Source organism: Bacillus sp. N6, assembly GCF_052805735.1.
Genome location: NZ_CM127843.1, coordinates 960817 through 984186 on the forward strand (window position 1 = coordinate 960817; position 23370 = coordinate 984186).

Sequence of the window (23370 nt, forward strand, 5' to 3'; positions counted from 1 at the left end):
CTACTCCTAATACATTAATTTGTTATATAGAGATTATAAGATATTTTTGCGGCTAGTGGTGAAAAATTTAATAAAACTATCTCTAATGGAGTTTTGTTTGAACTTCTAAAAGTATTTGTGAAAACCATTGTACGTAAAATTTCTGCGTATGTTTTTAGGAAACAAATTTTAGAAAAAGATAACAAAAACCCCACTCCTCGTCGCCGGCGGAAGCAAAAGGGTGGGTTTCGTAAAAAATAAATGAGTCCTAATGGATATAATGTACAAAAGAAAAGAGGCTTTCTTATGAAAGGATAGACTTTCATGTGTCATCACTATTAATAATGATGTGTTATTTTTATATAGAAACGAATAAGGAACAGAACAAGTTATAGTTTAAAGGGATAAAATGGTGGGATTGTATTGAGAAATTTTTTTGAAACAACAATATTCAGAAAATTAAAAGTTTTACTGGAAGATTTTTGTTATTATGTTAGTAATCTATAGACAAAGGAGAAGGGGCTATATGAGTGTACATGTAATAAAAAAGGAAGAAATCAATTTACTTTTACATGAGTGGTATAGAGAAATTCGTTCACAGAATTTCTCTAAGGCAAAGGAATTAAAACAAAGTATTGATACAAAAGTTAATAGTATGGAAGAAGATCGAAAGAATACAGAGTTTTATTCACTTGTAGATTTTAGATTTAAAATGTTAAGTGCAGAGTTTTATCCCCATCAATCTGACATATCTAAGAATGATCTAAGAAAAATGAAGTTAGATGAAGCTCCATCAGATGAATCTTTATTATATTATTACCATTTCTTTAAGGCTTCTCATGCTACAGTAAACGGTGATTTTAAAGTGGCTGAAAAGCATTATGGAATAGCAGAATCTTTGTTGGGAAATATTCAAGATCCAATCGAAAAAGCAGAATTTAACTTTAAGCTATCAAGCTATTATTATCACGTTTGCCAGCCTATTTTAGTAATTCAATATGCAACTAGAGCAAGGAATACATTTGAAGGGCTGTACGGGTATAGCAGGAAGGTGGCAGCATGTGACAATGTTCTGGGTTTAGCATGTGTAAAGCTAAATGAATTTGAACAAGCAGAAGTTTATTTCATGTCGTCTCTGGATATTTTGAAAAAGCAGAATGAAGAGGAGCTAATGTTACGAGTTCGACATAGTTTAGGGGTTATGTATGCAGAGCAAAACCTATCTGATTTAGCACTTCGTTACTTATCAGAAGTATCACAAAAAATTCCGAATCACTTTAGAGCGATTTTTTTGGAAGCTAGAGAGAATTTAAAGTTAGGAAAGACAAAGCTTGCAGCGTCCTTAATTGAAAAAGGATTAATAATTTGTAATGAACTGGAACAAAAAGAATATGAACATCATTTTACAATTCTAAAAGAAATGAATGAGAATGTTTCTGCTGAAGAATTAGAGTTAGCCATTTCTAAAGGAATTTCTTTCTTTAATGAAGTAGGTTTATGGCAATATGTCCAGGAATATGCTGAAAAATTAGCGGTTAAATATCATGAAGAAGGAAATTCAATAAAATCTAGTGAATACTTCTATTTAGGATATAAAGAAAAAGAAAAAGGTTTTCAGAAAGGGGCTTTAAAATGAAAAGGATCATCAGCAGTTCAATTGGATTAATAATTACGGTCATACTATTAAATGGAGTAAATGTTTCAACGGACCAATCAAAGGTCAATACAACAAGTGTTATACAATATACGCATGGAGAGCCGTGGGGCTGAAGAAATATTGAAGTATAAAGAGTTGTTAGATCGAAGGATGATTACCGAAGAAGAGTTCTAAGTGAAGAAAAAGTAACTAATAAGTATATAGATGAAACGCTCAGATGAGCGTTTTTTTATTTATATATTCGCAAGTAAAATAACATAATATCACTATGAATCCTTATAACAATATGAATTTTTGCATATTTTAAAATTCAATATATCCCTTAAAAACTTTTAATTGTATAATATATTTTGTCATATTTTTAGATTTTTCGACATAAACCAACAAAAATAGAGAACGTATTGGGAGAAGACATTATGTATACAAAACTATTAAAATCAATTACATCATTATCACTTATTGGTGGTGCGTTGTTATATACAAATGGCAGTGGTGTGAAGGCTGCTGAAGTGGGTGTTTTTTCTGATGTGCCGACATCACATTGGTCATATCCTGCGATTAAAGATTTAGCGAGTAAAAATATTATTTCCGGTTATGGGAATGGGATATTTGGTTTTGGAGATGTTGCGACAAGGGAGCAAGTTGCGGCTTTAATTTATCGAGTGTTAGTACCGAATAAACAAGGCGGTTCGTTTAGTAATGATGGAACTCGTTACGTATTAAAGGATGGGTCTACGTTTAAAAATCCTTACGGTGATATTAATCAAAGTTCTACAATGTTTCCAGAAGAGGTATTAACTTTAACGAATTTAGGAGTTTTTAAAGGTGATGAAAATGGCCAATTTAGACCGAAAGCTTCTGTGAGTCGTGCGGAAATGGCACAAATTCTTACAAATGCTTTCCATCTTGCGGCAAAACAAAAACATACCTTTAAGGATGTTCCAAATCCATTTTGGGCAGAAAACGCAATTAGTGCAGTGCAGTCAAATGGAATCGCAGATGGCACAGGGAACGGGAATTTTGAACCGTATGGCACAGTAACACGTGAACAGTATGCACAGTTTTTATATAAAACTTTGAAGTATAAAAATGCTGATGTGAAAGACACAGGAGATGCGGCATTATTAACAGCTTTTAAAGAAGAAGTAAAAAAGCGTATTAATACATACGAGACAAATATTACACTTCCATATAAAACGAAAAACAATAATACAAACGAAGTGATGAATACACTTTTTAACGCATATAAAGAAGTTGCAAGTAAAAATGAGTATACAAATAATAATAGATCGAATGTTTCATATGGACTTTCTGGATCACCTGGAAATTATACATTTACGCTTAAGATTACATATCGTGAAACGAAAGAACAGACGGAATATGTCATGAAACAAGCGAAAGCAATCGTTTCTTCTATTACTCAAGTTGGAATGGATGATCACGAAAAAGTGAAGGCGATTCATGATTACGTAGTAAAACATGTTTCTTATGATACGTCTTATAAAGCTTACACAGCATATGAAGCACTAGTAAATCGTTCTGCGGTTTGCCAAGGTTACGCACTATTAACGTATCAATTATTAAAAGAAGCAGGAATTGAAAATCATTTCGTGACAGGAACTGGGGACGGACAACCTCATGCTTGGAATTTAGTGAAAATCGAAAATAAATGGTATCACCTTGATACAACATTCGATGATCCGGTTCCAGATGAACAGGGCCGCGTAACGTATTCGTATTTCAATTTATCAGATGAACAAATTGCAAGAAATCATGAGTGGAACGGCGGAGACTATCCGCAAGCTACAACAAATTATTATAGTACACTGACAAACAAAATTGCGGCAGGTAGTACGAAAACGCCTGCATATCAGCAAATATTAAAAGATACAAAGTTAAACTATTTAGGAACTGAATATATCGCAAACAACTATACCGAATTAAAAAATAAAATGCAGCAGCGCTATAGTGCGAAACCAGAGAAAATTGAAGTGCTGTACAAGCAATCAATGAATGGTGCACTGCAAGATGTGAAAAAGGCAATTGGCGAAATCGATTATCCGCAAGGGGCAAATCGAGTTTCTTATAAAGCGGAGCCTTACAATGCGAAAGAAGGGTATTCTTTAGTGACGATTACGTTTACGTATTAAAAACAACCTAGATCCTATAGGATCTAGGTTGTTTTTTATTATTCTTCGACAAAACATGACAATATACAGATAAATTCTTTGCTACTATAAGATGAGAAATCTTACATTAAAAAAACTGTTTAAAATAACTAATACAGATAGGCGAAAAAAAATGAACCGAAAGTTACTAATGGCATTAACATGCGGTACATTGCTTATGGGAATGGCTGCTTGTAGCTCAAATGAGAAGACTACAACTGAATCAAAACCTAAACAAGAAGAAAAGGTTCAGGAAAAACCGAAAGTTCAAACCATTCAAAAGCAGCAAAAAGATAGTTATGTAGTAAGTGAAGATGAACTCTCTAAAGCGGCACAGTCGATTGGTGAAATCCAAAACGAGCAAACTATAAATGATATGATGATACATATGTCTTTACAAAAACTCACATTCAATGGGAATAATCTTCATGTTTCCGGTACCCGTGATGTAGGGCGATTTCAAATGACGAAAGAAAACATTCAATACTTAAAAAACAACTTAAATGTTATTAATAATGATGAAAGACCAAAATATGAATCTATTCTGAACAAATGGTATGATGGAGAGTTCGTATCTGTAGTTAAAGACTTTGAAGAAATTCATTATTTACGTTCAGGAAAAAAGCAAAGTATGGAGGGATCTAAACTAGCTAAAAAACCTGATAGTGATGAAAAAGAATTTATTCTCCATTTCTTTGGTCAAGAAGGATTGGACATCCATAATAAAGAGTGGAAACAGGGCGAGTTATAGAAGTAAAACTGAATTTCTCTTCACTAGGAAGTACAATGTTTTACGGAACAAAAAAATGATGAAATTCCCTTAAATATAGTCCCATTGGGAGGTTGTCTATACTGAGATTCAATAGATACACAGTAATGCTTATCTTTCTAGCCATTGGCACAAATGCTGCATTATCTATGTGGATTAAGCAGGGACTTTTAGGTGTCATCAATGCTATTATCTTCTTGTTAACCGCTGCACGGACTACAAAATGAACTAATACAGAAGATTAGCGTAAATAAAACATTGTATTTCTTAATAAACAAAACAACTTAACGTGGTAAAATAATAGTTGGACTGGAGTCCAATACATATTATTAAAATTAAGATGGTTCAAGTCGGAGGAAGGCACCTTAGGGTGTCTATTCTTTTTTCTAAATAAGAGTCTTGCCTTAAAGAAGATAAATTTTCAATGGATGATTACGATGAATATATAGATAAAGTTCATCCATATATTTGTAGAAAGGAGGAATTCAAATGAAGAGAGATGATAATAAGATTGGTCATTTTATATCTGAAAAAGGAAAGGAAGATTTTCAAATTGCCTACGATGAATCAATGGCACTCCTTCCAAAACCTAACGAAACGAAAGATATAAAAACTAAATATGGCACAATTCGTGCTTATTACTTTACTAAAGAAGAAAACAAACATAAGGAACCAATACTCTTACTCCCTGGACGCGGTGCATCTACTCCAATGTGGGGCCCAAATTTAGAAGGGCTAAGGGAGAAAAGGCCTGTTTATACGATAGACTTACTCGGTGAACCTGGGATGAGTGTGCAAACGAAGGTGATTGAAAACCAAAAGCAACAAGCAGAATGGCTAAATGAAGTAATTGAAGGATTAGGTTTAGAAAAAGTGCATATCGTGGGTGTCTCCATTGGAGGCTGGACAACAATGAACTTGGCTAGATATAATCCTGAGCATATTGCTACGGCTAGTTTATTAGATCCAGTCTTTGTATTTGCGCAAATATCCATAAAAATGATTCTGGCATCTATTCCAGCTTCCGTTCCTATTGTACCTAAGTTTTTAAGAGAAAAGATGTTAAGCTATGTTTCTGGAGGAGCAGAAGCAAGTGACGATGAGCCTATCGCTAAGTTAATCGAGTCGGGTATGCGTAACTATAAACTGAAAACACCAGCGCCTGATTTATTTAGTAAAGAAGACTTAAAAAGTATTGATATTCCAGTGCTTGCACTTATGGCTGAAAAAAGTACAATGCACAATTCGGTAAAAGCAGTTGAAACTGGAAAAAAATACGTTAAAGATATTGATATAGTTAATTGGAAAAATGCATCTCACGCAATCAATGGTGAGTTCTCTAACGAGGTTAATGCTAGGATCCTTGATTTTGTAGAAAAGCATTCTAAGGATAACTAAGTTGAAAGTGGAAAATATGTTGTCATAACAACTTCATCTCTATATAGCTATTTAGGGGGTTTAGCCCATTTTTTATTTTGGCATAGTTTAATTCTTCTACTTTCATGAATATGTATAATTACATAAAATTTCAGTGAAAAAGAGAGTATAATTTCGTATTGTGTAATAAAGATAAAGCCCGCCTACGGAAATAGGTGGGCTTTTTTTACTTATAAAGAAAAGACAACCTATAAGATGTCTTCCTTCGATTTGAAACATTTTACTAGGTTAAGTTTTTGTGATAATAAACTCTTTTAATTGGAATGAACCGGAGTAGTACATCACTTTATTCTTAAGCATCATTCTCAACAAAAGTGAAGATTTTCATTATCTTTTTAACTACAAAGGGTAATAATTTAGAAGCTAAAAATGCAAGTACGAAAGCAATTCCCCATGTTTTCATCCATGATTTGAGAAATAAAGCTGTATATCCAACATTCATTGAAACCATGACGAAAGAGATAATACTAGATATACCTAAAATCATAAAGATATTAAAAATTATTGGTTCGAATTTTTTATTGATTTTCAAAATTAACACCTATTTTCTATATATGCTTTGCTGCCCAATTTCACCAACATCTAATCTTACAGTTTGAAATCTAGGTTGTCCAGTTTGTTTTACTTTTCTGCAATAGCAATATTATATGGAATAGAGTTTCACCATATTGCTATTAAACTAAAATTTTAAGATTGCACTTAAACGAAATTTATAGTATCGAAGTTCATTTTGGAGGGGGATGTAATACTACATCTTACACTTAAACTGCACATTGCGTATTTTTTATGAAGAAAAGACACTCATATAAAAGTGTCTTTTCCGATAGTTTTTTAGCAGAAGCAAGCAGCTCCAACGATGATTAATAAAATGAACAATACAACTAATAAAGCAAATCCTCCAGCGAAGCCACAGCCACCACAACTACCACCAAAGCCCATAACAGTTCCTCCTTTTAATAGGAAGGGAAAACCAAGGGGTCACTCATGTGTTTTAACGGATTCCATTTACTGTATGCTTTTACGAATGAATGGAGCAGGTCCTTTCCAAAATAGATTTATCCCGCTATTTGTCGGGGAGTAAGACCTCGATTGATGAGGGCAGAATATATTCTTAGAAGGAATTCAAAGGCAAAATAGGAGAGTCTATATCATTCTTTAAAAGCGAATAAATAAAAAACAAAATATCTAAAAATATAGATGGAAATCCGCTTTTATACCTTTCAATAAAAGAATACTAGCATTATATATTATAAGGAATACTTGTCCTTAATTGTAAATGAAAGGGGGGAATTGGTATGAGTTATGGCTATGGTCACCCTCCAAAAAAATGCTGTGAACATCATAATGAAACTTTATCAACGGGTATATTACGTAGACATTCCGCTACGTTATTTCTTACTGTGGATGCTATGAATGTTGATCCTGACGATACTCGTAGAGTAACTGTTGAAATGTTTGATTGGTCATCTGGTTCTCCGGTATTGTTACCATTAATAGACCCTTCAACGCAAACATTGCCACCTAATCGATATGTTACTTTTCGTTCAGCAGCTCTTCCTCCAGCACTTTTTGCTTATGAAGTAAGAATCATTCGTCCGAAAGATAGAGATGTTGTGACGAATGTTTTTGGTCTTAGTGCAATCGTATTTAACCCACAAGAAGGAAATAATGTTTTACAACATGATTTAGCAAAATTAGACCTTAAATAGCTTTTATAAAAGTCTATTTATTGGGCATGAGTAAAAAAAAGAGTAGGATGTTGAACTGCACCCCAATTGTTAGACACAGTCTAACAATTGGGGTGCAGTTTTTCTATGGCTAAATTTACAGCTGATGAAAAAATACAAATCGTTCTACGTTATTTGAACGGAAATGAAAGTTATCGAGAAATGGGTAGATCGCTCGGTATAAGTGACACAATCATTTTGAATTGGGTAAACCAATATAAACAGAATGGTCTGGAAGCTTTTCTAAAACGATGTACAAATTACACACAACAATTTAAACTAGACGTACTAAACTTTATGATTGAAAACGGTATGTCCTTATTTGAGACGGCAGCTATCTTTAATATTCCTGCCCCTTCAACGATTTCTGTTTGGAAAAAACAGCTCGAAACACAAGGAATTGATGCCCTTCAATCTAAGAAAAAGGGGCGTCCATCCATGAAAAAAGATTCAAATAAACAATTAAAACAACCTTTAGCTGAAGGGTCAGTCGAAGCACTTGAAGCACGCATTAAACAGCTTGAGATGGAAAATGAGTACTTAAAAAAGTTAAATGCCTTAGTTCAAAACAAGGAAAAATCACAAAACAAGACAAAGCGCAAGTAGTCTACGAATTAAGGCATAAATATTCGGTGAAGGCACTCGTGGAGCTAGCTACTATTCCTCGAAGCACGTATTATGATTTAGTAAAGAAAATGAATCGTCCAGATGTAGATGCCGATTTGAAAGCTGAGATTAAAGCGATTTATGAGGAAAATGAAGGTCGTTATGGTTACCGTCGCATTCGTGATGAATTAACGAATCGTGGCCAGAAAGTGAACCACAAGAAGGTTCAGCGCATTATGAAAGAGCTTGGGTTAAAGTGTGTTGTGCGTATGAAGAAATATAAATCCTATAAAGGAACAGTCGGTAGAATTGCACCTAATATTTTAGAGCGTAATTTTCATACAGATGCACCGAATCAAAAGTGGGTAACAGACATCACAGAGTTTAAATTGTTTGGAGAAAAACTGTATGTATCACCTGTATTAGATTTGTATAATGGTGAAATTATTACCTATACAATTGGTTCTAGACCGACGTATTCGCTTGTTTCAGGCATGTTAGAGAAAGCATTGGAACGTTTACCTGAAACCCACCAGCTACTGATACATTCGGATCAAGGATGGCATTATCAAATGAGACAGTACGTCCGGACACTTGAATCAAGAGCTATCGTCCAGAGTATGTCTCGAAAAGGCAACTGTTACGACAACGCAGTAATAGAAAATTTCTTTGGGATTATGAAGTCGGAGTTCCTCTACATAAAAGAATTTGAAAATGTAGAGCACTTTAAAATAGAATTAGAAAAATATATAGATTATTATAATACGAAACGGATTAAGGCAAAATTAAAAATGAGCCCGGTACAATACCGGACTCACTTTTATCAAGCTGCCTAATGAAATAACCGTGTCTAACTTTTAGGGGTCACTTCATGTAATCCTACTCTTTTTTTACGTTAACTAGAATTTTAAAAGAAATCCTTCATCATTTTAGCATCTTTAATATTCACTATCACACCTTCTACCTTATCCTTCTTCTCATTTTTAGCGATTGTAATTTGTTCCTTATTATCAACCCATACAAGAAATTCTTCTTTTGAGTCATCTTTATATGTAACGGTAATAGTAGAATGTGCAGATTCTCTCTTTTTTTGATCTAAAGTGATTGTTTTAGGTGTTCCATTTTGAACTGCTGAAACGATAGATTTTATCATTTCTTCGTTATCTGTTTGAGATTTGGAAGTAGTATGATTTGTTGTTTTTAGTATTTCAATGTCTGAAATATTTGCGGAGTTTAATTGAAAGGTATGTTGTGTGTGTTCTTGCTTAACTTGTGAAGCTTTATCTGTAGCCGAGGTGCTTGTACAACCTATTAAAGTGAAAGATAGAGCGGTTAGAGCGCATATAGATATGATTTTTTTCATAGTATCCCTCCTTGAATTTAATTATAACAATTTTCTGTTAATTTAGGTAGTTATTGTAAGGGGAAGATGTTTTAAATTGGTAAATGATGTTGTTCATTTTCTATTAAAATTAAAATTCACATAATTTTTTTCATATTTTATGTTTAACATTTCGAAAATAGGTGTACTACATATAATATAACAAATAATTCATTTTAAAGGAGGAAGTTAAAGATGGAAACGAAGTATAGTAAACCTTTTGTATATGAATTTATTACGGAGAAAGAGGTCATGAATGCGGCGAATGATCTAGTGAAGAAAGGAATAGAACAAAAAGATATTTACGTGTTAACACATGAGAAAGAGAGGACAGATAGAATCGCAGATAATGCAGACGTGAACACGATTGGAATAAAAGAGGAAGGACTTGGGACAAGCATTATTAACGTCTTTCAAAAAACGGGAGATCAGTTAAGAAATAAAATGCAAGAGTTAGGGCTTAATGAGGAAGAAGCGAACTTTTATGAAGAAAAGCTGGATGAAGGAAAAATCTTGTTATTCGTTAAGGATTTAGAAAGAGTCGGTGAATGGTTACAAGAAAGAAGATGCATGTATTCTATTTAATTTTGTACCCTTTACATCTATAAATCTATTACGAAAAGGAGATGGGAAATATGAGTGAGAGCGGGCTGAAAGAACAAATTACTGGTAAAGTTGAAAAGAAAAAAGGGCAATTAAAAGAAGGAATTGGTGAAGTTACAGAAGATAGAGAGTTGAAAAATGAAGGGAAGTGGGAGAAGACGAAGGGAACTATAAAAGAAAAAGTCGGAAAAGTGAAACAAAAGATAAGTGATGGATTGGATAATAAAGAATAATACATGTTTATCAAGCTTTGGTTACATACCAAAGCTTGATAAATCCAATATAAAACGAATATAGGAGGTTTAATTGTGGGACTTATTATTACGTGTATTGTAGGTGGACTTATTGGTGCGTTAGCTGGAATGATTACGGGAAAAGACTTTCCTTTAGGTATAGTTGGTAATGTGATTGCTGGTTTGATTGGATCTTGGGTAGGTAGTGCGTTATTTGGTCATTGGGGTCCTGAATGGGGAGGCATTTTTGTTCTTCCAGCGTTATTAGGTGCAATCGTCTTTATTTTAATCGTTACATTCTTCTCTAGAATGCTACGGAAAGCGTAAGTATGATAATGAATAGTAATCTTAAGTTTATTATATATAACTATAAAGTGAATGAACTGATAAATATACATAAAAAAGCATCCAATTAAACTAATTTGGATGCTTTTTTAATGTAATCTGCATAGGAATAAGCGGGAGATGAAGGCCCCGCTTATTAAAATTACACTTTCTATCATATGCCTTTCGAGAGGACTCCCACTTCTAAACGTAAGTGAAGGTGGTGAGGTGAATCGAAAGAAATATTTTATTTTCAAGAAAATAATAGAAACATACGTTCTGTTTTTGCTATAATATCCTTAACAAGGAGGTGAATAAAATGACAAAGGAAAATCCGTCAAACTATAAAACTCTTCAAATTTGGATTAAAAAAGGGCATCGTATGTATTCTTATTTTCAAGAATGTTGTCATAACGCTAAGAACATGTACAACACCACAAACTTTTATATACGCCAGGTGTACACTGGATTAACACAAGAAAAAGAGTTGCAGCCTTTGCAAAAAGAAGTTCTGGATCATATTCATAAAAATATTGGTAAGATGAATGACACACAACGTCTTGCCTATCGGAAGAAATTGGAAAAAGAGAAACTAAAGCCTAAAGAAGAACAGAAAGAGATTACATGTAATTTGTTTTCAGAACCTAATTTTGAAAAACCTTATGTAGATTACAACTTTCTAGATGCACTATTTAAGGCTATGATTCAAAATGATTATCGAGCTTTGCCTACGCAATGTAGCCAGTCAATCATGAAAGGTTTGTTCCAAAATTGGAAATCTTTTTTTGCTAGTTTAAAAGACTATAAAAAGAATCCAAACAAATATGCTGGAATGCCTAGGATTCCAAAGTATATTCGTTCTTCTGAAAAAGAGATTCTGTATACAAACCAAGATTGCATCATTAAAAACGATAGATTTTTAAAGTTTCCAAAGACGAAATTGCAATTAAATATTGGGAAATTAGGTTTCACTGAAGGTAAACTGAAACAAGTTCGTGTGATTCCAAAATACAATGAATATGTAGTGGAATTGGTAATTGATGTTCCTTCTGAACAACAAATGATTGAAGAGAATGCTCGTTATATGAGTATTGATTTAGGTATTGATAACCTTGCAACCATCGTAACAAACACAGGTATGAAACCTGTCCTTGTTAAGGGCAAACATATCAAAAGCATAAATCAATATTACAATAAAATGAAGAGTCATTTTACAAGCATTCTTAGAAATGGAAAACAAACGAATGAAGGACCTTTTACTTCTAAAAGGATAGAAAAACTTCATCAAAAACGTTACTTGAAAATAAAAGACGTCTTCCATAAAGTTAGTCACCGTATTGTAAAACTAGCTCAAGAAGAAGAAGTTTGTAAAATCGTTATTGGTCAAAACAAAAGCTGGAAACAAAAAACGAATATGGGAAAAAAAAATAACCAATCGTTTTGTCATATCCCACATAGTTTACTGATTCAAATGATTACATACAAAGCAAATGCTGTAGGCATTCAAGTTGTTGTAACTGAAGAATCATATACATCGAAAGCAAGTTTTCTGGATAACGACTTCATTCCAACGTATGGAGAAAATGACCAAAACACAACTTTTTCAGGAAAACGAATAAAGCGCGGCATATATCGTTCAGCAAATAAAACTTTAATTAATGCAGATGTAAATGCTGCGGCTAACATTTTACGAAAAGTAATCCCAAATGCATGGACAAATGGGATAGAGGGGTTAAGCGTGAAACAGCTCGCTAATGTGTTAACTCCCCTGACGTTAATCGTCCGTTAGGTCGAAACGTTAGAAACCCCCACTTCAAGCTTTGCTAAGTGGGGGAGTGTTCATATCAACTACAATTGTATTCGTTAGTATATTAATAATGGAACCAACTAATTTTGTAGCATGATCGTGTCGATAAGAAAATTGAACGAAATCTCCCTTTTTAAAGTTGTGCTCTTCCATAGATAGATCCCCCTAAAAATAATGTTTATAGATTATATATACACAAATTTATAAGGTTTAAACATTTGGTAGTATTTTTTTAGTGTTAAGCTGAGAAAGGTGTAGAAAATTTATCCCGCTTTAACGGGCAGTAAGACCCCCACCTCAAAATTTAGCAGAGCAAAGAAATTAGGTGGGGGATCAACTGCCCATAAAAGTCCGATTGGTTCAACTAATAATCAGTGGGGGATGAAGAAAACCCCCACTGATTAAAGTTTCACTTTATTTATAATAAAAATAAAAAAATATGTTTAAAACTAATTTTTATGGGTAATTAACATAGTAGTAGTTCGAGATAAGGGGGCGGAAATGATGAATTTGGCAATAAATATTTTGCAAAATAATGTAGGTTATACGGTACAACTTAATGGTGAAATTGATGCGTATACGGCATCAGATTTGAAAAATAAGATTATGCCTATTGCAAGCGAAAAAGAGGTTCAGATTGTAGTAGATTTTCATAACGTAGATTATATGGATAGCACCGGTTTAGGTGTTTTTATAGCGCTATTAAAAGCGGTTAAGAAAAATGATGGAAAACTAGAGTTTATTGGTGTATCTAAAAGGTTAAAAAGATTATTTGATATTACAGGGTTAACAGAAATATTAAATTTGAATTCCGATTTTGAAAAAGTAGAAAGAAGGTGACTAGGGATGATGGAGAGATTTGAAAAGATAGAAATGAAAATTCCTGCAAAGGCAGAATATGTGGCTATTATTCGTTTAACAATGGCTGGTGTTGCGAATCGAATGGGCTTTGCTTATGACGATATAGAAGATATGAAAATTGCTATTAGTGAAGCATGTACAAATATTGTACAACATGCATATAAAGAAGACGTTGGAGAAATTGCAATTGTCTTTGGACTATATGAAAATCGATTAGAAATTATGGTTGCGGATAATGGGGTTAGCTTTGATTTTAATAACTTAAAAAGGAAAGTTGGTCCGTATGATATTAGTAAACCAGTAGAACATTTGCCGGAAAATGGTTTAGGTTTATATTTAATTAATACGTTAATGGATGATATACAAATCATGCATGATGAGGGCATGACAGTTTTAATGACAAAATATATACAAAGAGAGCAGGTGGAGAATGATGGAAATCCAATCTCAACCTACGAATCTTACTAAAGAAGACGTTATTAAACTAATTGCAGACTTCCAACAAAACCAATGTGATGAAGCGCAGGAAAGGTTAGTTGAGCATTATAAAAATCTTGTCTATTCCATTGCATATCGCTATTCAAAAGGCGGACCGATGCATGAGGATATTATACAAGTAGGCATGTTAGGGCTCTTAGGCGCAATAAGAAGGTATGATTATTCGATAGGGAATGCCTTTGAGCCTTTTGCAATACCTACAATAGTAGGCGAAATAAAGAAGTATTTACGTGATAAAACTTGGGGCATTCACGTTCCAAGGCGAATTAAAGATTTGGGCGGGAAAATTAAGCTTGCGATAGAGGAGCTAACAGATCACCTACAACGTTCACCGAGGATAATAGAAATCGCAAATCATTTAGGACTATCGGAAGAGGAAGTTCTAGAGATTATGGATGCGAAAAATAATTATCGAGTATCTTCCTTAGATGATGTAGTTGAAAATGCATCTGATGGAAGTTCGGTAGCGAGAATTGAATCTGTAGGTGAAGTAGAGAAAGGATATGAAGAGACAGAAAGGCGTCTCGTTTTAAAGGATATTTTTAACGTATTAAATGACACGGAAAAGAGTGTTATTCATTATATATTTGGAGAAAATTTAAATCAAAAAGATACAGGGGAACGGTTAGGTATTTCACAAATGCACGTTTCTCGTATTAAAAGACAAGCGATAAGTAAATTGAAGCAAGCCGCATTTTTAGATACATAAAAAATTTAAAATAATGATGTTTAAAACATGAGAAAAGGGGTACTTATTAAGTATAGGAGGAGATATGAAAATGTCACACGATGTGAAAGAACTAATCGAAGGATTGAATGAAGATTTAGCAGGAGAATACGCAGCAATTATTATGTATAACCATAATGCAGCTACAGTTTCTGGTATATATAGACAAGTGTTAAAGCCTTTCTTTGAATCTGAAATTAGTGATGAACAAGGACATGCCCTATATTTAGCGGAGAAAATTAAGACGCTAGGTGGTACACCTACTACAATCCCTTTACCAGTGAAACAAGTAGAAGATGTTAGAGAAATGTTAGAATCCGCTAGACAATCAGAATATGAGACAATTAAGCGTTATGAAACGAGAAAAGAACAGGCAGCGAAATTAAATATGACAGAGTTAGTTGTAAAGTTAGAAGATATGATTGCAGATGAAACAAATCATATGGAAGAATTAGATCGTCTTTTAAATGACAAAGCAATGGTATTAAATTAATAGTGGAAATTTATAGAATGAAAGAACAAACTCTCATTTCTGGGGGTTTGTTCTTTTGCTGTATAAAAATTATGTTAGAGTAGGAAATTTTCATTTTGTAACTGAGTATGCAATACTAGAAAAATAGAAAATGATAATAGATTTACATTTTAAATAAGAAAAGGGGAAATAACTTGTGTCCATTTTAATTGTCGATGATAATCCGGTTAACATCTTTGTAATTGAAAAAATTTTAAAACAAGCCGGATATCAGGATCTTGTATCGCTGAATTCTGCACAAGAGCTTTTCGAATACATTCAATTTGGAGAAGATTCTTCCAGGTATAATGAAATTGATTTAATACTATTAGATATTATGATGCCTGAAATTGATGGACTTGAAGTTTGTAGGCGATTACAAAAAGAGGAGAAGTTTAAAGATATTCCTATTATTTTTGTTACAGCTTTAGAGGATGCAAATAAATTGGCCGAAGCTCTTGATATGGGGGCAATGGATTATATTACGAAACCTATAAATAAAGTTGAATTATTAGCACGTATGCGTGTAGCGTTACGCTTGAAATCAGAATTAAATTGGCATAAAGAACAAGAAGAAAATCTTCGGAATGAACTAGATTTAGCTACGCAAGTACAAAGAAACTTATTAAGTAGCCCATTAAGAGAAGATCATATAAAAATTGAAGCAAGTTACTTACCTTCATTTAAACTAGCTGGAGATATGTATTATTGGTATAAAATCGATGAAAATCGCTACGGTATTATATTATTAGATGTGATGGGACATGGTGTATCTGCTTCATTAGTTTGTATGTTTATTTCGTCTGTATTACGTGAAACAATTAAATGTTTAATTGATCCAGAACTCGTTATTAAAGAATTAAATAAATATATGACCCTTTTACATAATGAAAATGATAATATTCCTTATTATTTTACGGCGATATACTTAGTTGTTAATACAGAAGATAGAACAGTTGAATATGTAAATGCAGGGCATCCTTCTGGATATGTTTTAGTTGATGAAACAAATGTAGTTGAACTAGATCGCGGGAGTTGTGCCGTAGGATTTTTTGATGAAATAAAAGTTAAAAAGACAGTTATACCTTTTGAGAAGAGCGCTCAAATATTATTGTTTACAGATGGTGTTCTTGAAGCAATTGCAAATGATGAATTTGAGTCTGAAGAGAAATTACGTACTTTTACAGAAAGAAAATGGGGAGATTTAGAAGGCGAGATAGAAGGGTTTTACAAGGAAGAACAAAAGAAAGCGCAATCAGATGATATGTGTCTAATTATGATACAAACGAATGCGAAATAAAAAGCGTATGAAATCCAAACAGAGGATTTCATACGCTTTTTATTGTATTTTTTGATAAATTTGTTCACTAGGATTAAATTGGGTATAATGCGGCATTATATTTGAAAAACGAAGAGTTTCTTTATTTCCTAAACATAGAAATCCATTGTGACTTAAGCTTTCATAAAATAGTTGCTGCACTTGATTTTGAAGTTTACTTGTAAAGTAAATTAAAACGTTACGACAAAGTATAATATGAAACTCGTTAAAAGATTGATCGGTTACTAAATTATGCTGTGCAAAAATAATGTTTTGTAACAGTGAAGGATTAAAATAAGCAAAACGATTATCTGTTGAATAATAGTTAGAAAATGCTTGTGTACCGCCAGCTTGTAAATAGTTTTTCGTATAAGTTTGCATTTTATTTAACGGGAGGATGCCTTGTTTTGCTTTTTTTAACACATTTGTATTCATATCTGTTGCGTAAATAACCGACTTTTCACTTAATCCTTCTTCGTGAAGTAAGATGGACATCGATAATACTTCTTCACCAGTTGCGCATCCAGCATGCCAAATTCTAATTTCGGGATGCTTTTTTAATTCAGGAATAACATGCTCTCTAAGCGCTTTAAAAAAGGCAGGGTTACGGAACATCTCAGTTACATTAATCGAGAAATCATTTAATAACTGTTCTAAAACCCCTTCCTCGTGAATTACTTTTTCAATTAATTTTGAAATGGTTGGGATATTAGAGAGCTGCATTCGATTACAAATTCTTCTATAAATAGATGTGCGAGCATATTGGCGAAAATCAAATCCTGATAGTTTAAATACCGCTTCCAATAGTAATTCAATTTCTAAGTTCGTGCGCTCATCCGTATCTACTGATGGATCAAAATTATAATACTTATTTTCCACTCCAACTAAACCTCACTTATTTTATTAACCATACACTCATTACCGAATAGAGTTGATGTAGATTTAATGGTTTACTTATATAATCTGAAGCGCCAGCAGATAAACATTTTTCCTTATCATTTGGCATTGCTTTAGCAGTTAATGCGATAATAGGTATTTCATGTAACCCTAAGTTCATTCGGATATTTTCCATCGTTTCATAACCGTCCATATTAGGCATCATAATATCCATTAAAATAAGGTCAATATTTGTATTGCTTTGTAGTATTTCTAAACACTCTATGCCGTTTTGGGCAGTAATAATGTTGGCGTTTTGTTTTTTTAATGCATTTTGTAACGCAAATATATTTCGATGATCATCATCGACAATTAAAATTGTTTTCTCTTGGAAGACGTTATTTGTTTCTGGAGTAACGATGGTTTCTTCAACAACTTCAGCAGGAATAACATCTTCTATCGTTGCTGCGACTTCTAAATTGGATAACTGTATATCATGTAAACCATTTGGAAGGTTAGGAATATATACCGTGAAAGTACTACCTTCTCCTACATTACTCTCTAACGTAATCCAACCACCTAATAATCTCGCAAACTCTTTACAAATAGATAAACCTAATCCTGTACCACCATACTTTCGAATCGTTGCTCCATCTGCCTGTTGAAAGGCTTCGAAAATAAGTTGATGCTGTTCTTTAGCGATACCAATACCAGTATCTTTTACTGAAATTGTAATCCAATCTTTACTTATAGACTGCATATCATGACTCAAATTGGTTGTTTCTATCGAATCAAAATGTAAAGAAACGGATCCTTTTTCTGTGAATTTAAATGCATTGGATAATAAGTTTTTAATAATTTGCTCAATCCGTTTTGCATCTGTATAAAACAGATCAGGAATCGTATCACTGTCCTCAATAGTAAATTCGACATTTTTTTGTGCAGCTATATGTAAAAAGTTTTGATGCATATTGGCTGCCATGTCACTTATGTTCGTTGCCTCAAAAATGATGTCTAGTTTGCCTGCTTCTACTTTAGATAAATCTAGTATGTCATTAATTAAAGTAAGTAAGTCTTTCCCTGATGAATGAATGACAGTTGCTAATTCAATTTCATCGTCGGATAAATTGTTATCATGATTTTCTCTTAACATTTCAGATAATAGTAAAATACTATTTAACGGTGTGCGTAATTCATGTGACATATTTGCTAGGAACTCAGATTTGTATTTTGAGCTGCGTAACAACTCGCTTGCTTTTTCTTCTAATTCTGATTTGGTAATTTGTAAGTCAGCTGTCTTCTGCTCAGCCTCTTCAGTTCTAGACTCTAATTGTTCATTCGTTGTTCGTAATTCTTCTGCTTGCATTTGTAGTTCTTCCGCTTGCGTTTGCAATTCTTCTGATTGAACTTGCAACTCTTCTGTCATTGCTTGTGATTCATGTAAAAGAGTTTGAATTCGCATACGTCCCATAATGCTATGAATTGTTAAACCTAGATTATCAACGGTTTGTTGAATTAAATCTTGATGTAAATCTGAAATCTCAGTTACACTTACTAACTCCATTACTGCGATCACTTCATCCTCAAATAAGATAGGGATGACTAGTAGATTTTTAGGACGTATTTCTAATACTCCACTAGTGACATAACGAAACTCTTCGGGTATGTCACTGAGAATAAAACTTTTCTTTTCTAAGGCAGACTGTCCAATGAAACCTTCACCCATTTTAATGGATTGTTTTCCAATATCAGCACCTTGATCGGCGAAAGAAGCTTTTTTCACATAGTAGACAGTTTCTTCATATTCTTCACGTACATAAAATGCACCGCAAGAAGTTTGCGTTTTTTGTATGATGCCACTAAGAATTTTTTTACCTAACATCTCAATAGAAGATACACCTTGATACATTAAAATTAGTTCTGCAAGCTCAGTTTGTAACCACTCTCTTTTTGATATTTCGTCTAGTAGGTGATTTGTTGTATGAGCAAGATCTTTTATTTCATCATGTGTATTTACATGAATTCTTTCCGTAATTTTTTCTTTAGAAGAAATGGATTTAATAGCTTGAATTACATTTTTAATCGTTTTTGTAATGGCATTCGAAATATAGAGTGAAACGATAATAGAAATACAAGAAAGTAAGAACAATAAACTGTATAACCAAATCTCTAATTTATTATTTTCAGTATCTAATTGTGCAGCTCTTTTTTTCGTTAGTTGCTCCTCAGTGCTCCGGAAGTTAGTTACCTGCGATTGTAATGATTGAATTTGAGTCGTGTCGATTGTTTGTACATTATTACTATTATTATTTGTAATGAGTGGGTGAATCTCTTTATTAATCCAACTAGTAATGTTTTCGTTAATCTGTTTTAATTTTTCTTGCTGAGAGGGGTTATCCTCTAATAAAGCAAAAAGATCTTGATAATGTTTTTCGTAATCCTTTTCCGCAGAGTTAAGGGATTGCACGTAAGTAGGGTTATTAGAAATGATAAACCCTTTCGCTTTATTTTCAATTGTTAGTAACTCTTTCTCCACTTGATTCGTTAAATTGAGAACTTTAAAATCGTGATCAATAATAAAATTACGAGATTTTTGTAAGCTGGAAATCTCATTGTTTAACATAATGAAAGAAACAAGTAAGAACAAAATGATAACTAAATAACCAGCCATAATTTTGTAGCGAATACTAAATTTTGCTTTCGAGTTCATTAAAAATTCCTACCTTCAAGGTTATTAAAACTTTTCTATTTTAAAGAATGAAAAACGTAATATATATTATATCAGTTTTCATAAGGTCAAACTAGAAATCCCCCTATTGTATTAGGGGGTTCTTTTTTAATAGAGGAAATCATTTTGAAATATAAAAACATATATGAAAGGTAGTAGACGAGGGAATAGAGGATAACAAACATTCTAAGAAGGGAAGAGTGTTTTTAAAGCTCTTTTTGCATCTATTCCTTCAAAAATAAATAATACAAGATCTCTCTTTTTTACAGTAAGGAAAAAGGATACTAGAGTGCTTAAGTTTTTAATAGAAGTAAGTGTTCCGTGTTTACTTATAAATACATTCGTTTGAAATGTTGTCATTAAAGCATAAAAATGATGAATCTGAGTTATTGTAGGTGTTTCATTATAAGAAATAGTAGTAGAGTGAATGGCGTTCATCGTAATATTCCTTTCCATATAGTAAGCATAACAATATAAACATACCCGTTTAAAGAAATGTTAAACATATAAATAAGAAAAAATATAAGTATAGTTTTTTACGTTTAGAAAAGGTTAGGAAGGGTATACATATACTACAAAGAGATTGACTGAAGATGAATTGTAAGATGTCTATGTTTAGTAGATTAGTCTATCAAAATATAATTTTACTTTAAATAAAAAGGAGCCTGGTATACATGAATGAAATGATGATTGATATTACATTTGATTTAATTTACTTGTTAAGTAGTTCACTTGTAGTGCTTTTACTATTCGCTTTTTTCGTAAATGGTTATGTTAATAAGAAGATTAGTGTATACAGAAATGAAGAAAAATAAAGATACATTATATAAAACTTTAGGAGGTTAATAGTTATGAATGTAGATAGAAAAATAGTAGGTGTTTTTAGAACAATTGATGATGCGGCACTCGTTATTAATGAATTAAATGAAAAAGGATACTCAGCAGATAACATTTCAGCTATTGCGAAAGATCAAAAGGAAATTGAACATCTGGAAGAAAAATCGGGTGAAAAAGTGAATAGCGAAACTGCACATAAAGCAGATATCTTTTCAGCGACAGGGCTTGTAGCTGGAGGAGTAGCAGGCGGACTCGGTGGTTTATTAACAGGTCTTGGTATACTTGCCGTTTCTGGAATGGGTCCAATCGTAGCAGCGGGACCGATCGCAGCAGCTATTGGAGGAGCTGGTATTGGCGGAGGAGCTGGAAGTTTAATAGGAGCATTTATAGGATTAGGAATTCCAGAAGAACATGCTAAAAAGTATGAAGAATATATTTACGATGGAAATATATTAATTTTAGTAGATGCAAAATTAGATAATAAGTTAGAAATCTATAAAATCTTTGATAAGCATCATGCTTATAACTCTGATTTCTTTAAATAAAATGTAAACAAAGTAAATATCGTTTTTTGATCTTACAAATTTGGCGCGGCCGAGGAGTCGTATGACTATAAGAGAGGAAGGGCTTATAGTAAAAGATCAAGTTCTATCATGCTATTTAAAAGGGAAGAGGTGTCTTTTCGTGATTGTAAAAATATTAAAGGATAGCAGTAATAGTTTCCTTTGTACAGTTCAAAACAAAAATGGAGACCAGTATGTGAAAAAATGGTTTAGTAAACATGAAAATAACAAAGAATTAGGGCGACCAACTTTTAAAGAAGTAGAAAAGGATTGGAAAGAAAATAGAGAATCGTTTATGTATCCCAATAATAAAGCGCTTTATTAAAATTAAACATAATGCGCGCTTTATTATTACAAAACTGTCACATTCCTGTAAGGTAATTCAATGGATTAGATACTTTTTCCATGTCATAATAAAGACATAAGAAAGCTTATCAAAACTACAACTTATTAGGAGAGTGTCAGTCATGATTGTAACAACAACGTCTGGAATTCAAGGTAAAGAAATTATTGAGTATATCGATATTGTAAATGGTGAAGCTATTATGGGTGCAAATATTGTCCGCGATTTATTCGCTTCCGTTCGTGATGTTGTCGGTGGTCGTGCTGGTTCTTACGAAAGCAAGCTAAAAGAAGCTCGTGATATCGCAATGGATGAAATGAAAGAACTTGCAAAACAAAAAGGTGCGAACGCTATCGTTGGTATTGACGTAGATTACGAAGTTGTTCGTGATGGAATGTTAATGGTTGCTGTAAGTGGTACAGCTGTACGTATATAAGTAAATAAAAAACAGGCTCACCCCTTGAAGTTTATGCTTTGAGGGGGTTTTTTGTTTTTAAGTTGTAGAAGTAAACTCCAGTTGCAAGGGTAAAATGAAAAAGAGACAGTGATGCTACATATATGTAGTGTGAGTGCAAACTTTATAATAAATAATAAAGTTGTTATTTGAGATGATGGAAGAATTAGTGGTATAAATAACTTTATAGATAATAATCAAAATAGAGAAGACAGAATGTTCATGGATGGAATGGTTAAGGGAATTTTCCAATCTGTAATAAAAAACGGAGGTACTGAGAACGTTTTACAGATGTCTACTACATAAAATTTATAATGGATTGGGGGCAATTTTTATGTTTTGGTTAGGATGTTTTTTAGGATACATTGTAGGTTCTGTTATTACATGTGCGCTACTTTACTTTGGATATAGATCCAATGAAAATAAAAAAGCGGATATGCAAAAAGGGGAGGAGAGAAAAATCAATAAAAGAGGTGTATAGTAGGCGAAAGGTAAGGTGATAACATTGATGCAAAAATAAAGGACAGTTACATATTTCATATGATTACTATGTACTGTCCCGTTTATTCCTTTTGGATTAGGAAAAATTGTTCCCTGTCTTGCTATAAAATTCATAGGCAAAAAAACCAAATAAATAGCCTATTCCGGATCCTAAACTAACTGAAAGTAGTAATGAATCAGGAGAAAATATGCCAACAATAATACCGATCAAACACCCTAAAAGCATTCCTATTGGTATTAAACTATCTAATAAAACTTGAGCGTTTTTTGATTTTTTCTTACCTAAGTTACCGTTGTTATATTTATGTTTAAGACTTCTAATCACATATACTACAATTCCTCCGATTATTACAACAGGCGTAATTGCTGTGAGTAACCACATGTTAGAATCTCCTTTCGCTTTTTTAATTAAATTACATAAGCTACTTAAAATTCTATGCTACTAAATGGATTGATAGTTGA

At 32.9% G+C, this 23370-nt stretch carries 28 protein-coding genes and 1 pseudogene; 21 read left to right on the forward strand and 8 right to left on the reverse strand.

Annotation, left to right across the window (positions count from 1 at the left end; genetic code table 11):
* Positions 1 to 505 precede the first annotated feature (505 nt).
* From ACUXVC_RS04955 to ACUXVC_RS04975, 5 genes are all read left to right on the forward strand, one after another.
* Positions 506 to 1615 (forward strand): response regulator aspartate phosphatase, encoded by a 1110-nt coding sequence (locus ACUXVC_RS04955; RefSeq protein ID WP_016082632.1) that lies wholly within the window; start codon positions 506 to 508, stop codon positions 1613 to 1615.
* Positions 1612 to 1749 carry a Phr family secreted Rap phosphatase inhibitor gene (locus ACUXVC_RS04960; RefSeq protein WP_071731857.1) on the forward strand — a complete coding sequence of 46 codons (138 nt, stop codon included), beginning with the start codon at positions 1612 to 1614 and terminating at the stop codon, positions 1747 to 1749. The genes ACUXVC_RS04955 and ACUXVC_RS04960 overlap by 4 nt, the downstream gene beginning before the upstream one ends.
* A gap of 303 nt (positions 1750 to 2052) precedes the next feature.
* Positions 2053 to 3786: an S-layer homology domain-containing protein gene (locus ACUXVC_RS04965; protein WP_098128061.1), complete on the forward strand. Its 1734-nt coding sequence runs from the start codon at positions 2053 to 2055 to the stop codon at positions 3784 to 3786.
* 151 nt (positions 3787 to 3937) lie between these two features.
* On the forward strand, positions 3938 to 4555 hold the full coding sequence (locus tag ACUXVC_RS04970; RefSeq protein WP_048565186.1) for a DUF6241 domain-containing protein: 618 nt from the start codon (positions 3938 to 3940) through the stop codon (positions 4553 to 4555).
* A 507-nt stretch (positions 4556 to 5062) separates the two neighbouring features.
* Positions 5063 to 5971, forward strand: a complete 909-nt coding sequence (locus tag ACUXVC_RS04975) for an alpha/beta fold hydrolase (protein WP_048565187.1) — start codon at positions 5063 to 5065, stop codon at positions 5969 to 5971.
* Between the two features lie 331 nt (positions 5972 to 6302).
* On the opposite strand, the gene ACUXVC_RS04980 is transcribed toward ACUXVC_RS04975, so the two are convergent.
* Together ACUXVC_RS04980 and ACUXVC_RS04985 are read right to left on the reverse strand one after the other, a co-directional pair.
* Complete coding sequence (locus ACUXVC_RS04980; RefSeq protein ID WP_000700210.1) at positions 6303 to 6542, reverse strand: DUF2798 domain-containing protein; 240 nt, start codon at positions 6540 to 6542, stop codon at positions 6303 to 6305.
* Between the two features lie 299 nt (positions 6543 to 6841).
* Positions 6842 to 6949: a YjcZ family sporulation protein gene (locus ACUXVC_RS04985; protein WP_000505670.1), complete on the reverse strand. Its 108-nt coding sequence runs from the start codon at positions 6947 to 6949 to the stop codon at positions 6842 to 6844.
* Positions 6950 to 7305: 356 nt separating this feature from the next.
* Here ACUXVC_RS04985 and ACUXVC_RS04990 point away from each other — a divergent pair, with 356 nt between their 5' ends.
* Positions 7306 to 7719: a hypothetical protein gene (locus ACUXVC_RS04990; RefSeq protein ID WP_000120208.1), complete on the forward strand. Its 414-nt coding sequence runs from the start codon at positions 7306 to 7308 to the stop codon at positions 7717 to 7719.
* A gap of 105 nt (positions 7720 to 7824) precedes the next feature.
* Positions 7825 to 9179, forward strand: a protein-coding gene (locus ACUXVC_RS04995; RefSeq protein ID WP_446025950.1) for an IS3 family transposase whose coding sequence is annotated in 2 segments (ribosomal slippage) — positions 7825 to 8278 and positions 8278 to 9179 — 1356 coding nt in all. Because the reading frame shifts where the segments join, the coding sequence is not laid out codon by codon here.
* Positions 9180 to 9250: 71 nt separating this feature from the next.
* Here ACUXVC_RS04995 and ACUXVC_RS05000 read toward each other — a convergent pair.
* Positions 9251 to 9706 carry a hypothetical protein gene (locus ACUXVC_RS05000; RefSeq protein WP_053565104.1) on the reverse strand — a complete coding sequence of 152 codons (456 nt, stop codon included), beginning with the start codon at positions 9704 to 9706 and terminating at the stop codon, positions 9251 to 9253.
* Between the two features lie 213 nt (positions 9707 to 9919).
* Here ACUXVC_RS05000 and ACUXVC_RS05005 point away from each other — a divergent pair, with 213 nt between their 5' ends.
* The 4 genes from ACUXVC_RS05005 to ACUXVC_RS05020 all read left to right on the forward strand — a co-directional run bounded on the left by ACUXVC_RS05005 (position 9920) and on the right by ACUXVC_RS05020 (position 12673).
* Positions 9920 to 10309, forward strand: a complete 390-nt coding sequence (locus ACUXVC_RS05005; protein WP_053565103.1) for a general stress protein — start codon at positions 9920 to 9922, stop codon at positions 10307 to 10309.
* Between the two features lie 50 nt (positions 10310 to 10359).
* Positions 10360 to 10560 carry a CsbD family protein gene (locus ACUXVC_RS05010; RefSeq protein ID WP_053565102.1) on the forward strand — a complete coding sequence of 67 codons (201 nt, stop codon included), beginning with the start codon at positions 10360 to 10362 and terminating at the stop codon, positions 10558 to 10560.
* 75 nt (positions 10561 to 10635) lie between these two features.
* On the forward strand, positions 10636 to 10887 hold the full coding sequence (locus ACUXVC_RS05015; protein ID WP_000522903.1) for a GlsB/YeaQ/YmgE family stress response membrane protein: 252 nt from the start codon (positions 10636 to 10638) through the stop codon (positions 10885 to 10887).
* Between the two features lie 316 nt (positions 10888 to 11203).
* On the forward strand, positions 11204 to 12673 hold the full coding sequence (locus ACUXVC_RS05020) for an RNA-guided endonuclease InsQ/TnpB family protein (protein WP_446025951.1): 1470 nt from the start codon (positions 11204 to 11206) through the stop codon (positions 12671 to 12673).
* A gap of 33 nt (positions 12674 to 12706) precedes the next feature.
* Here ACUXVC_RS05020 and ACUXVC_RS05025 read toward each other — a convergent pair.
* Positions 12707 to 12844, reverse strand: a pseudogene (locus ACUXVC_RS05025) (methyltransferase); the annotation flags it as partial.
* 348 nt (positions 12845 to 13192) lie between these two features.
* On the opposite strand from ACUXVC_RS05025, the gene rsbV reads away from it, so the two are divergent.
* From rsbV to ACUXVC_RS05050, 5 genes are all read left to right on the forward strand, one after another.
* The gene (gene rsbV, locus ACUXVC_RS05030) at positions 13193 to 13531 is read left to right on the forward strand and encodes an anti sigma b factor antagonist RsbV (protein ID WP_002182514.1); all 339 of its coding nucleotides are present in this window, start codon (positions 13193 to 13195) and stop codon (positions 13529 to 13531) included.
* A 6-nt stretch (positions 13532 to 13537) separates the two neighbouring features.
* Positions 13538 to 14020: an anti-sigma B factor RsbW gene (rsbW, locus tag ACUXVC_RS05035; protein WP_000970576.1), complete on the forward strand. Its 483-nt coding sequence runs from the start codon at positions 13538 to 13540 to the stop codon at positions 14018 to 14020.
* Complete coding sequence (gene sigB, locus ACUXVC_RS05040; protein WP_089170539.1) at positions 13983 to 14759, forward strand: RNA polymerase sigma factor SigB; 777 nt, start codon at positions 13983 to 13985, stop codon at positions 14757 to 14759. Before rsbW ends, sigB begins: the two co-directional genes overlap by 38 nt.
* Positions 14760 to 14829: 70 nt before the next feature.
* Positions 14830 to 15270 (forward strand): ferritin-like domain-containing protein, encoded by a 441-nt coding sequence (locus ACUXVC_RS05045; protein WP_000017741.1) that lies wholly within the window; start codon positions 14830 to 14832, stop codon positions 15268 to 15270.
* 175 nt (positions 15271 to 15445) lie between these two features.
* Entirely contained in the window at positions 15446 to 16588 is a 1143-nt protein-coding gene (locus tag ACUXVC_RS05050) for a fused response regulator/phosphatase (protein WP_089170540.1), read from the forward strand.
* A gap of 39 nt (positions 16589 to 16627) precedes the next feature.
* Here ACUXVC_RS05050 and ACUXVC_RS05055 read toward each other — a convergent pair whose 3' ends face one another.
* The 3 genes from ACUXVC_RS05055 to ACUXVC_RS05065 all read right to left on the reverse strand — a co-directional run bounded on the left by ACUXVC_RS05055 (position 16628) and on the right by ACUXVC_RS05065 (position 20648).
* Complete coding sequence (locus ACUXVC_RS05055) at positions 16628 to 17485, reverse strand: CheR family methyltransferase (protein WP_095691296.1); 858 nt, start codon at positions 17483 to 17485, stop codon at positions 16628 to 16630.
* 16 nt (positions 17486 to 17501) lie between these two features.
* Positions 17502 to 20192 carry an ATP-binding protein gene (locus tag ACUXVC_RS05060; protein WP_071739516.1) on the reverse strand — a complete coding sequence of 897 codons (2691 nt, stop codon included), beginning with the start codon at positions 20190 to 20192 and terminating at the stop codon, positions 17502 to 17504.
* A 204-nt stretch (positions 20193 to 20396) separates the two neighbouring features.
* On the reverse strand, positions 20397 to 20648 hold the full coding sequence (locus tag ACUXVC_RS05065) for a hypothetical protein (RefSeq protein ID WP_000991356.1): 252 nt from the start codon (positions 20646 to 20648) through the stop codon (positions 20397 to 20399).
* Between the two features lie 236 nt (positions 20649 to 20884).
* On the opposite strand from ACUXVC_RS05065, the gene ACUXVC_RS05070 reads away from it, so the two are divergent.
* The 5 genes from ACUXVC_RS05070 (at position 20885) to ACUXVC_RS05090 (ending at position 22888) form a co-directional block, all read left to right on the forward strand.
* On the forward strand, positions 20885 to 21025 hold the full coding sequence (locus ACUXVC_RS05070; protein WP_001004567.1) for a hypothetical protein: 141 nt from the start codon (positions 20885 to 20887) through the stop codon (positions 21023 to 21025).
* A 36-nt stretch (positions 21026 to 21061) separates the two neighbouring features.
* A complete protein-coding gene (locus ACUXVC_RS05075) occupies positions 21062 to 21592 on the forward strand; it encodes a general stress protein (RefSeq protein ID WP_001100102.1) in 531 nt (176 codons plus the stop codon).
* Positions 21593 to 21731: 139 nt separating this feature from the next.
* Positions 21732 to 21935, forward strand: a complete 204-nt coding sequence (locus ACUXVC_RS05080) for a DUF4028 family protein (protein ID WP_141543517.1) — start codon at positions 21732 to 21734, stop codon at positions 21933 to 21935.
* A 142-nt stretch (positions 21936 to 22077) separates the two neighbouring features.
* On the forward strand, positions 22078 to 22389 hold the full coding sequence (locus ACUXVC_RS05085) for a YbjQ family protein (protein ID WP_000637510.1): 312 nt from the start codon (positions 22078 to 22080) through the stop codon (positions 22387 to 22389).
* Positions 22390 to 22741: 352 nt separating this feature from the next.
* On the forward strand, positions 22742 to 22888 hold the full coding sequence (locus tag ACUXVC_RS05090) for a hypothetical protein (RefSeq protein ID WP_000498632.1): 147 nt from the start codon (positions 22742 to 22744) through the stop codon (positions 22886 to 22888).
* Between the two features lie 96 nt (positions 22889 to 22984).
* On the opposite strand, the gene ACUXVC_RS05095 is transcribed toward ACUXVC_RS05090, so the two are convergent.
* Positions 22985 to 23290: a hypothetical protein gene (locus ACUXVC_RS05095; protein ID WP_095691295.1), complete on the reverse strand. Its 306-nt coding sequence runs from the start codon at positions 23288 to 23290 to the stop codon at positions 22985 to 22987.
* Between the last annotated feature and the right edge of the window lie 80 nt (positions 23291 to 23370).

What these genes read in the sequence shown, in the direction of transcription:
- ACUXVC_RS04955 (WP_016082632.1), top strand. Translation starts at nt 506, where the DNA reads ATGAGTGTACATGTAATAAAAAAGGAAGAAATCAATTTACTTTTACAT.
- ACUXVC_RS04960 (WP_071731857.1), top strand. Translation starts at nt 1,612, where the DNA reads ATGAAAAGGATCATCAGCAGTTCAATTGGATTAATAATTACGGTCATA.
- ACUXVC_RS04965 (WP_098128061.1), top strand. Translation starts at nt 2,053, where the DNA reads ATGTATACAAAACTATTAAAATCAATTACATCATTATCACTTATTGGT.
- ACUXVC_RS04970 (WP_048565186.1), top strand. Translation starts at nt 3,938, where the DNA reads ATGAACCGAAAGTTACTAATGGCATTAACATGCGGTACATTGCTTATG.
- ACUXVC_RS04975 (WP_048565187.1), top strand. Translation starts at nt 5,063, where the DNA reads ATGAAGAGAGATGATAATAAGATTGGTCATTTTATATCTGAAAAAGGA.
- ACUXVC_RS04985 (WP_000505670.1), bottom strand. Translation starts at nt 6,949, where the DNA reads ATGGGCTTTGGTGGTAGTTGTGGTGGCTGTGGCTTCGCTGGAGGATTT.
- ACUXVC_RS04990 (WP_000120208.1), top strand. Translation starts at nt 7,306, where the DNA reads ATGAGTTATGGCTATGGTCACCCTCCAAAAAAATGCTGTGAACATCAT.
- ACUXVC_RS05000 (WP_053565104.1), bottom strand. Translation starts at nt 9,706, where the DNA reads ATGAAAAAAATCATATCTATATGCGCTCTAACCGCTCTATCTTTCACT.
- ACUXVC_RS05005 (WP_053565103.1), top strand. Translation starts at nt 9,920, where the DNA reads ATGGAAACGAAGTATAGTAAACCTTTTGTATATGAATTTATTACGGAG.
- ACUXVC_RS05010 (WP_053565102.1), top strand. Translation starts at nt 10,360, where the DNA reads ATGAGTGAGAGCGGGCTGAAAGAACAAATTACTGGTAAAGTTGAAAAG.
- ACUXVC_RS05020 (WP_446025951.1), top strand. Translation starts at nt 11,204, where the DNA reads ATGACAAAGGAAAATCCGTCAAACTATAAAACTCTTCAAATTTGGATT.
- rsbV (WP_002182514.1), top strand. Translation starts at nt 13,193, where the DNA reads ATGATGAATTTGGCAATAAATATTTTGCAAAATAATGTAGGTTATACG.
- rsbW (WP_000970576.1), top strand. Translation starts at nt 13,538, where the DNA reads ATGATGGAGAGATTTGAAAAGATAGAAATGAAAATTCCTGCAAAGGCA.
- sigB (WP_089170539.1), top strand. Translation starts at nt 13,983, where the DNA reads ATGATGGAAATCCAATCTCAACCTACGAATCTTACTAAAGAAGACGTT.
- ACUXVC_RS05045 (WP_000017741.1), top strand. Translation starts at nt 14,830, where the DNA reads ATGTCACACGATGTGAAAGAACTAATCGAAGGATTGAATGAAGATTTA.
- ACUXVC_RS05060 (WP_071739516.1), bottom strand. Translation starts at nt 20,192, where the DNA reads ATGAACTCGAAAGCAAAATTTAGTATTCGCTACAAAATTATGGCTGGT.
- ACUXVC_RS05065 (WP_000991356.1), bottom strand. Translation starts at nt 20,648, where the DNA reads ATGAACGCCATTCACTCTACTACTATTTCTTATAATGAAACACCTACA.
- ACUXVC_RS05070 (WP_001004567.1), top strand. Translation starts at nt 20,885, where the DNA reads ATGAATGAAATGATGATTGATATTACATTTGATTTAATTTACTTGTTA.
- ACUXVC_RS05075 (WP_001100102.1), top strand. Translation starts at nt 21,062, where the DNA reads ATGAATGTAGATAGAAAAATAGTAGGTGTTTTTAGAACAATTGATGAT.
- ACUXVC_RS05085 (WP_000637510.1), top strand. Translation starts at nt 22,078, where the DNA reads ATGATTGTAACAACAACGTCTGGAATTCAAGGTAAAGAAATTATTGAG.
- ACUXVC_RS05090 (WP_000498632.1), top strand. Translation starts at nt 22,742, where the DNA reads ATGTTTTGGTTAGGATGTTTTTTAGGATACATTGTAGGTTCTGTTATT.
- ACUXVC_RS05095 (WP_095691295.1), bottom strand. Translation starts at nt 23,290, where the DNA reads ATGTGGTTACTCACAGCAATTACGCCTGTTGTAATAATCGGAGGAATT.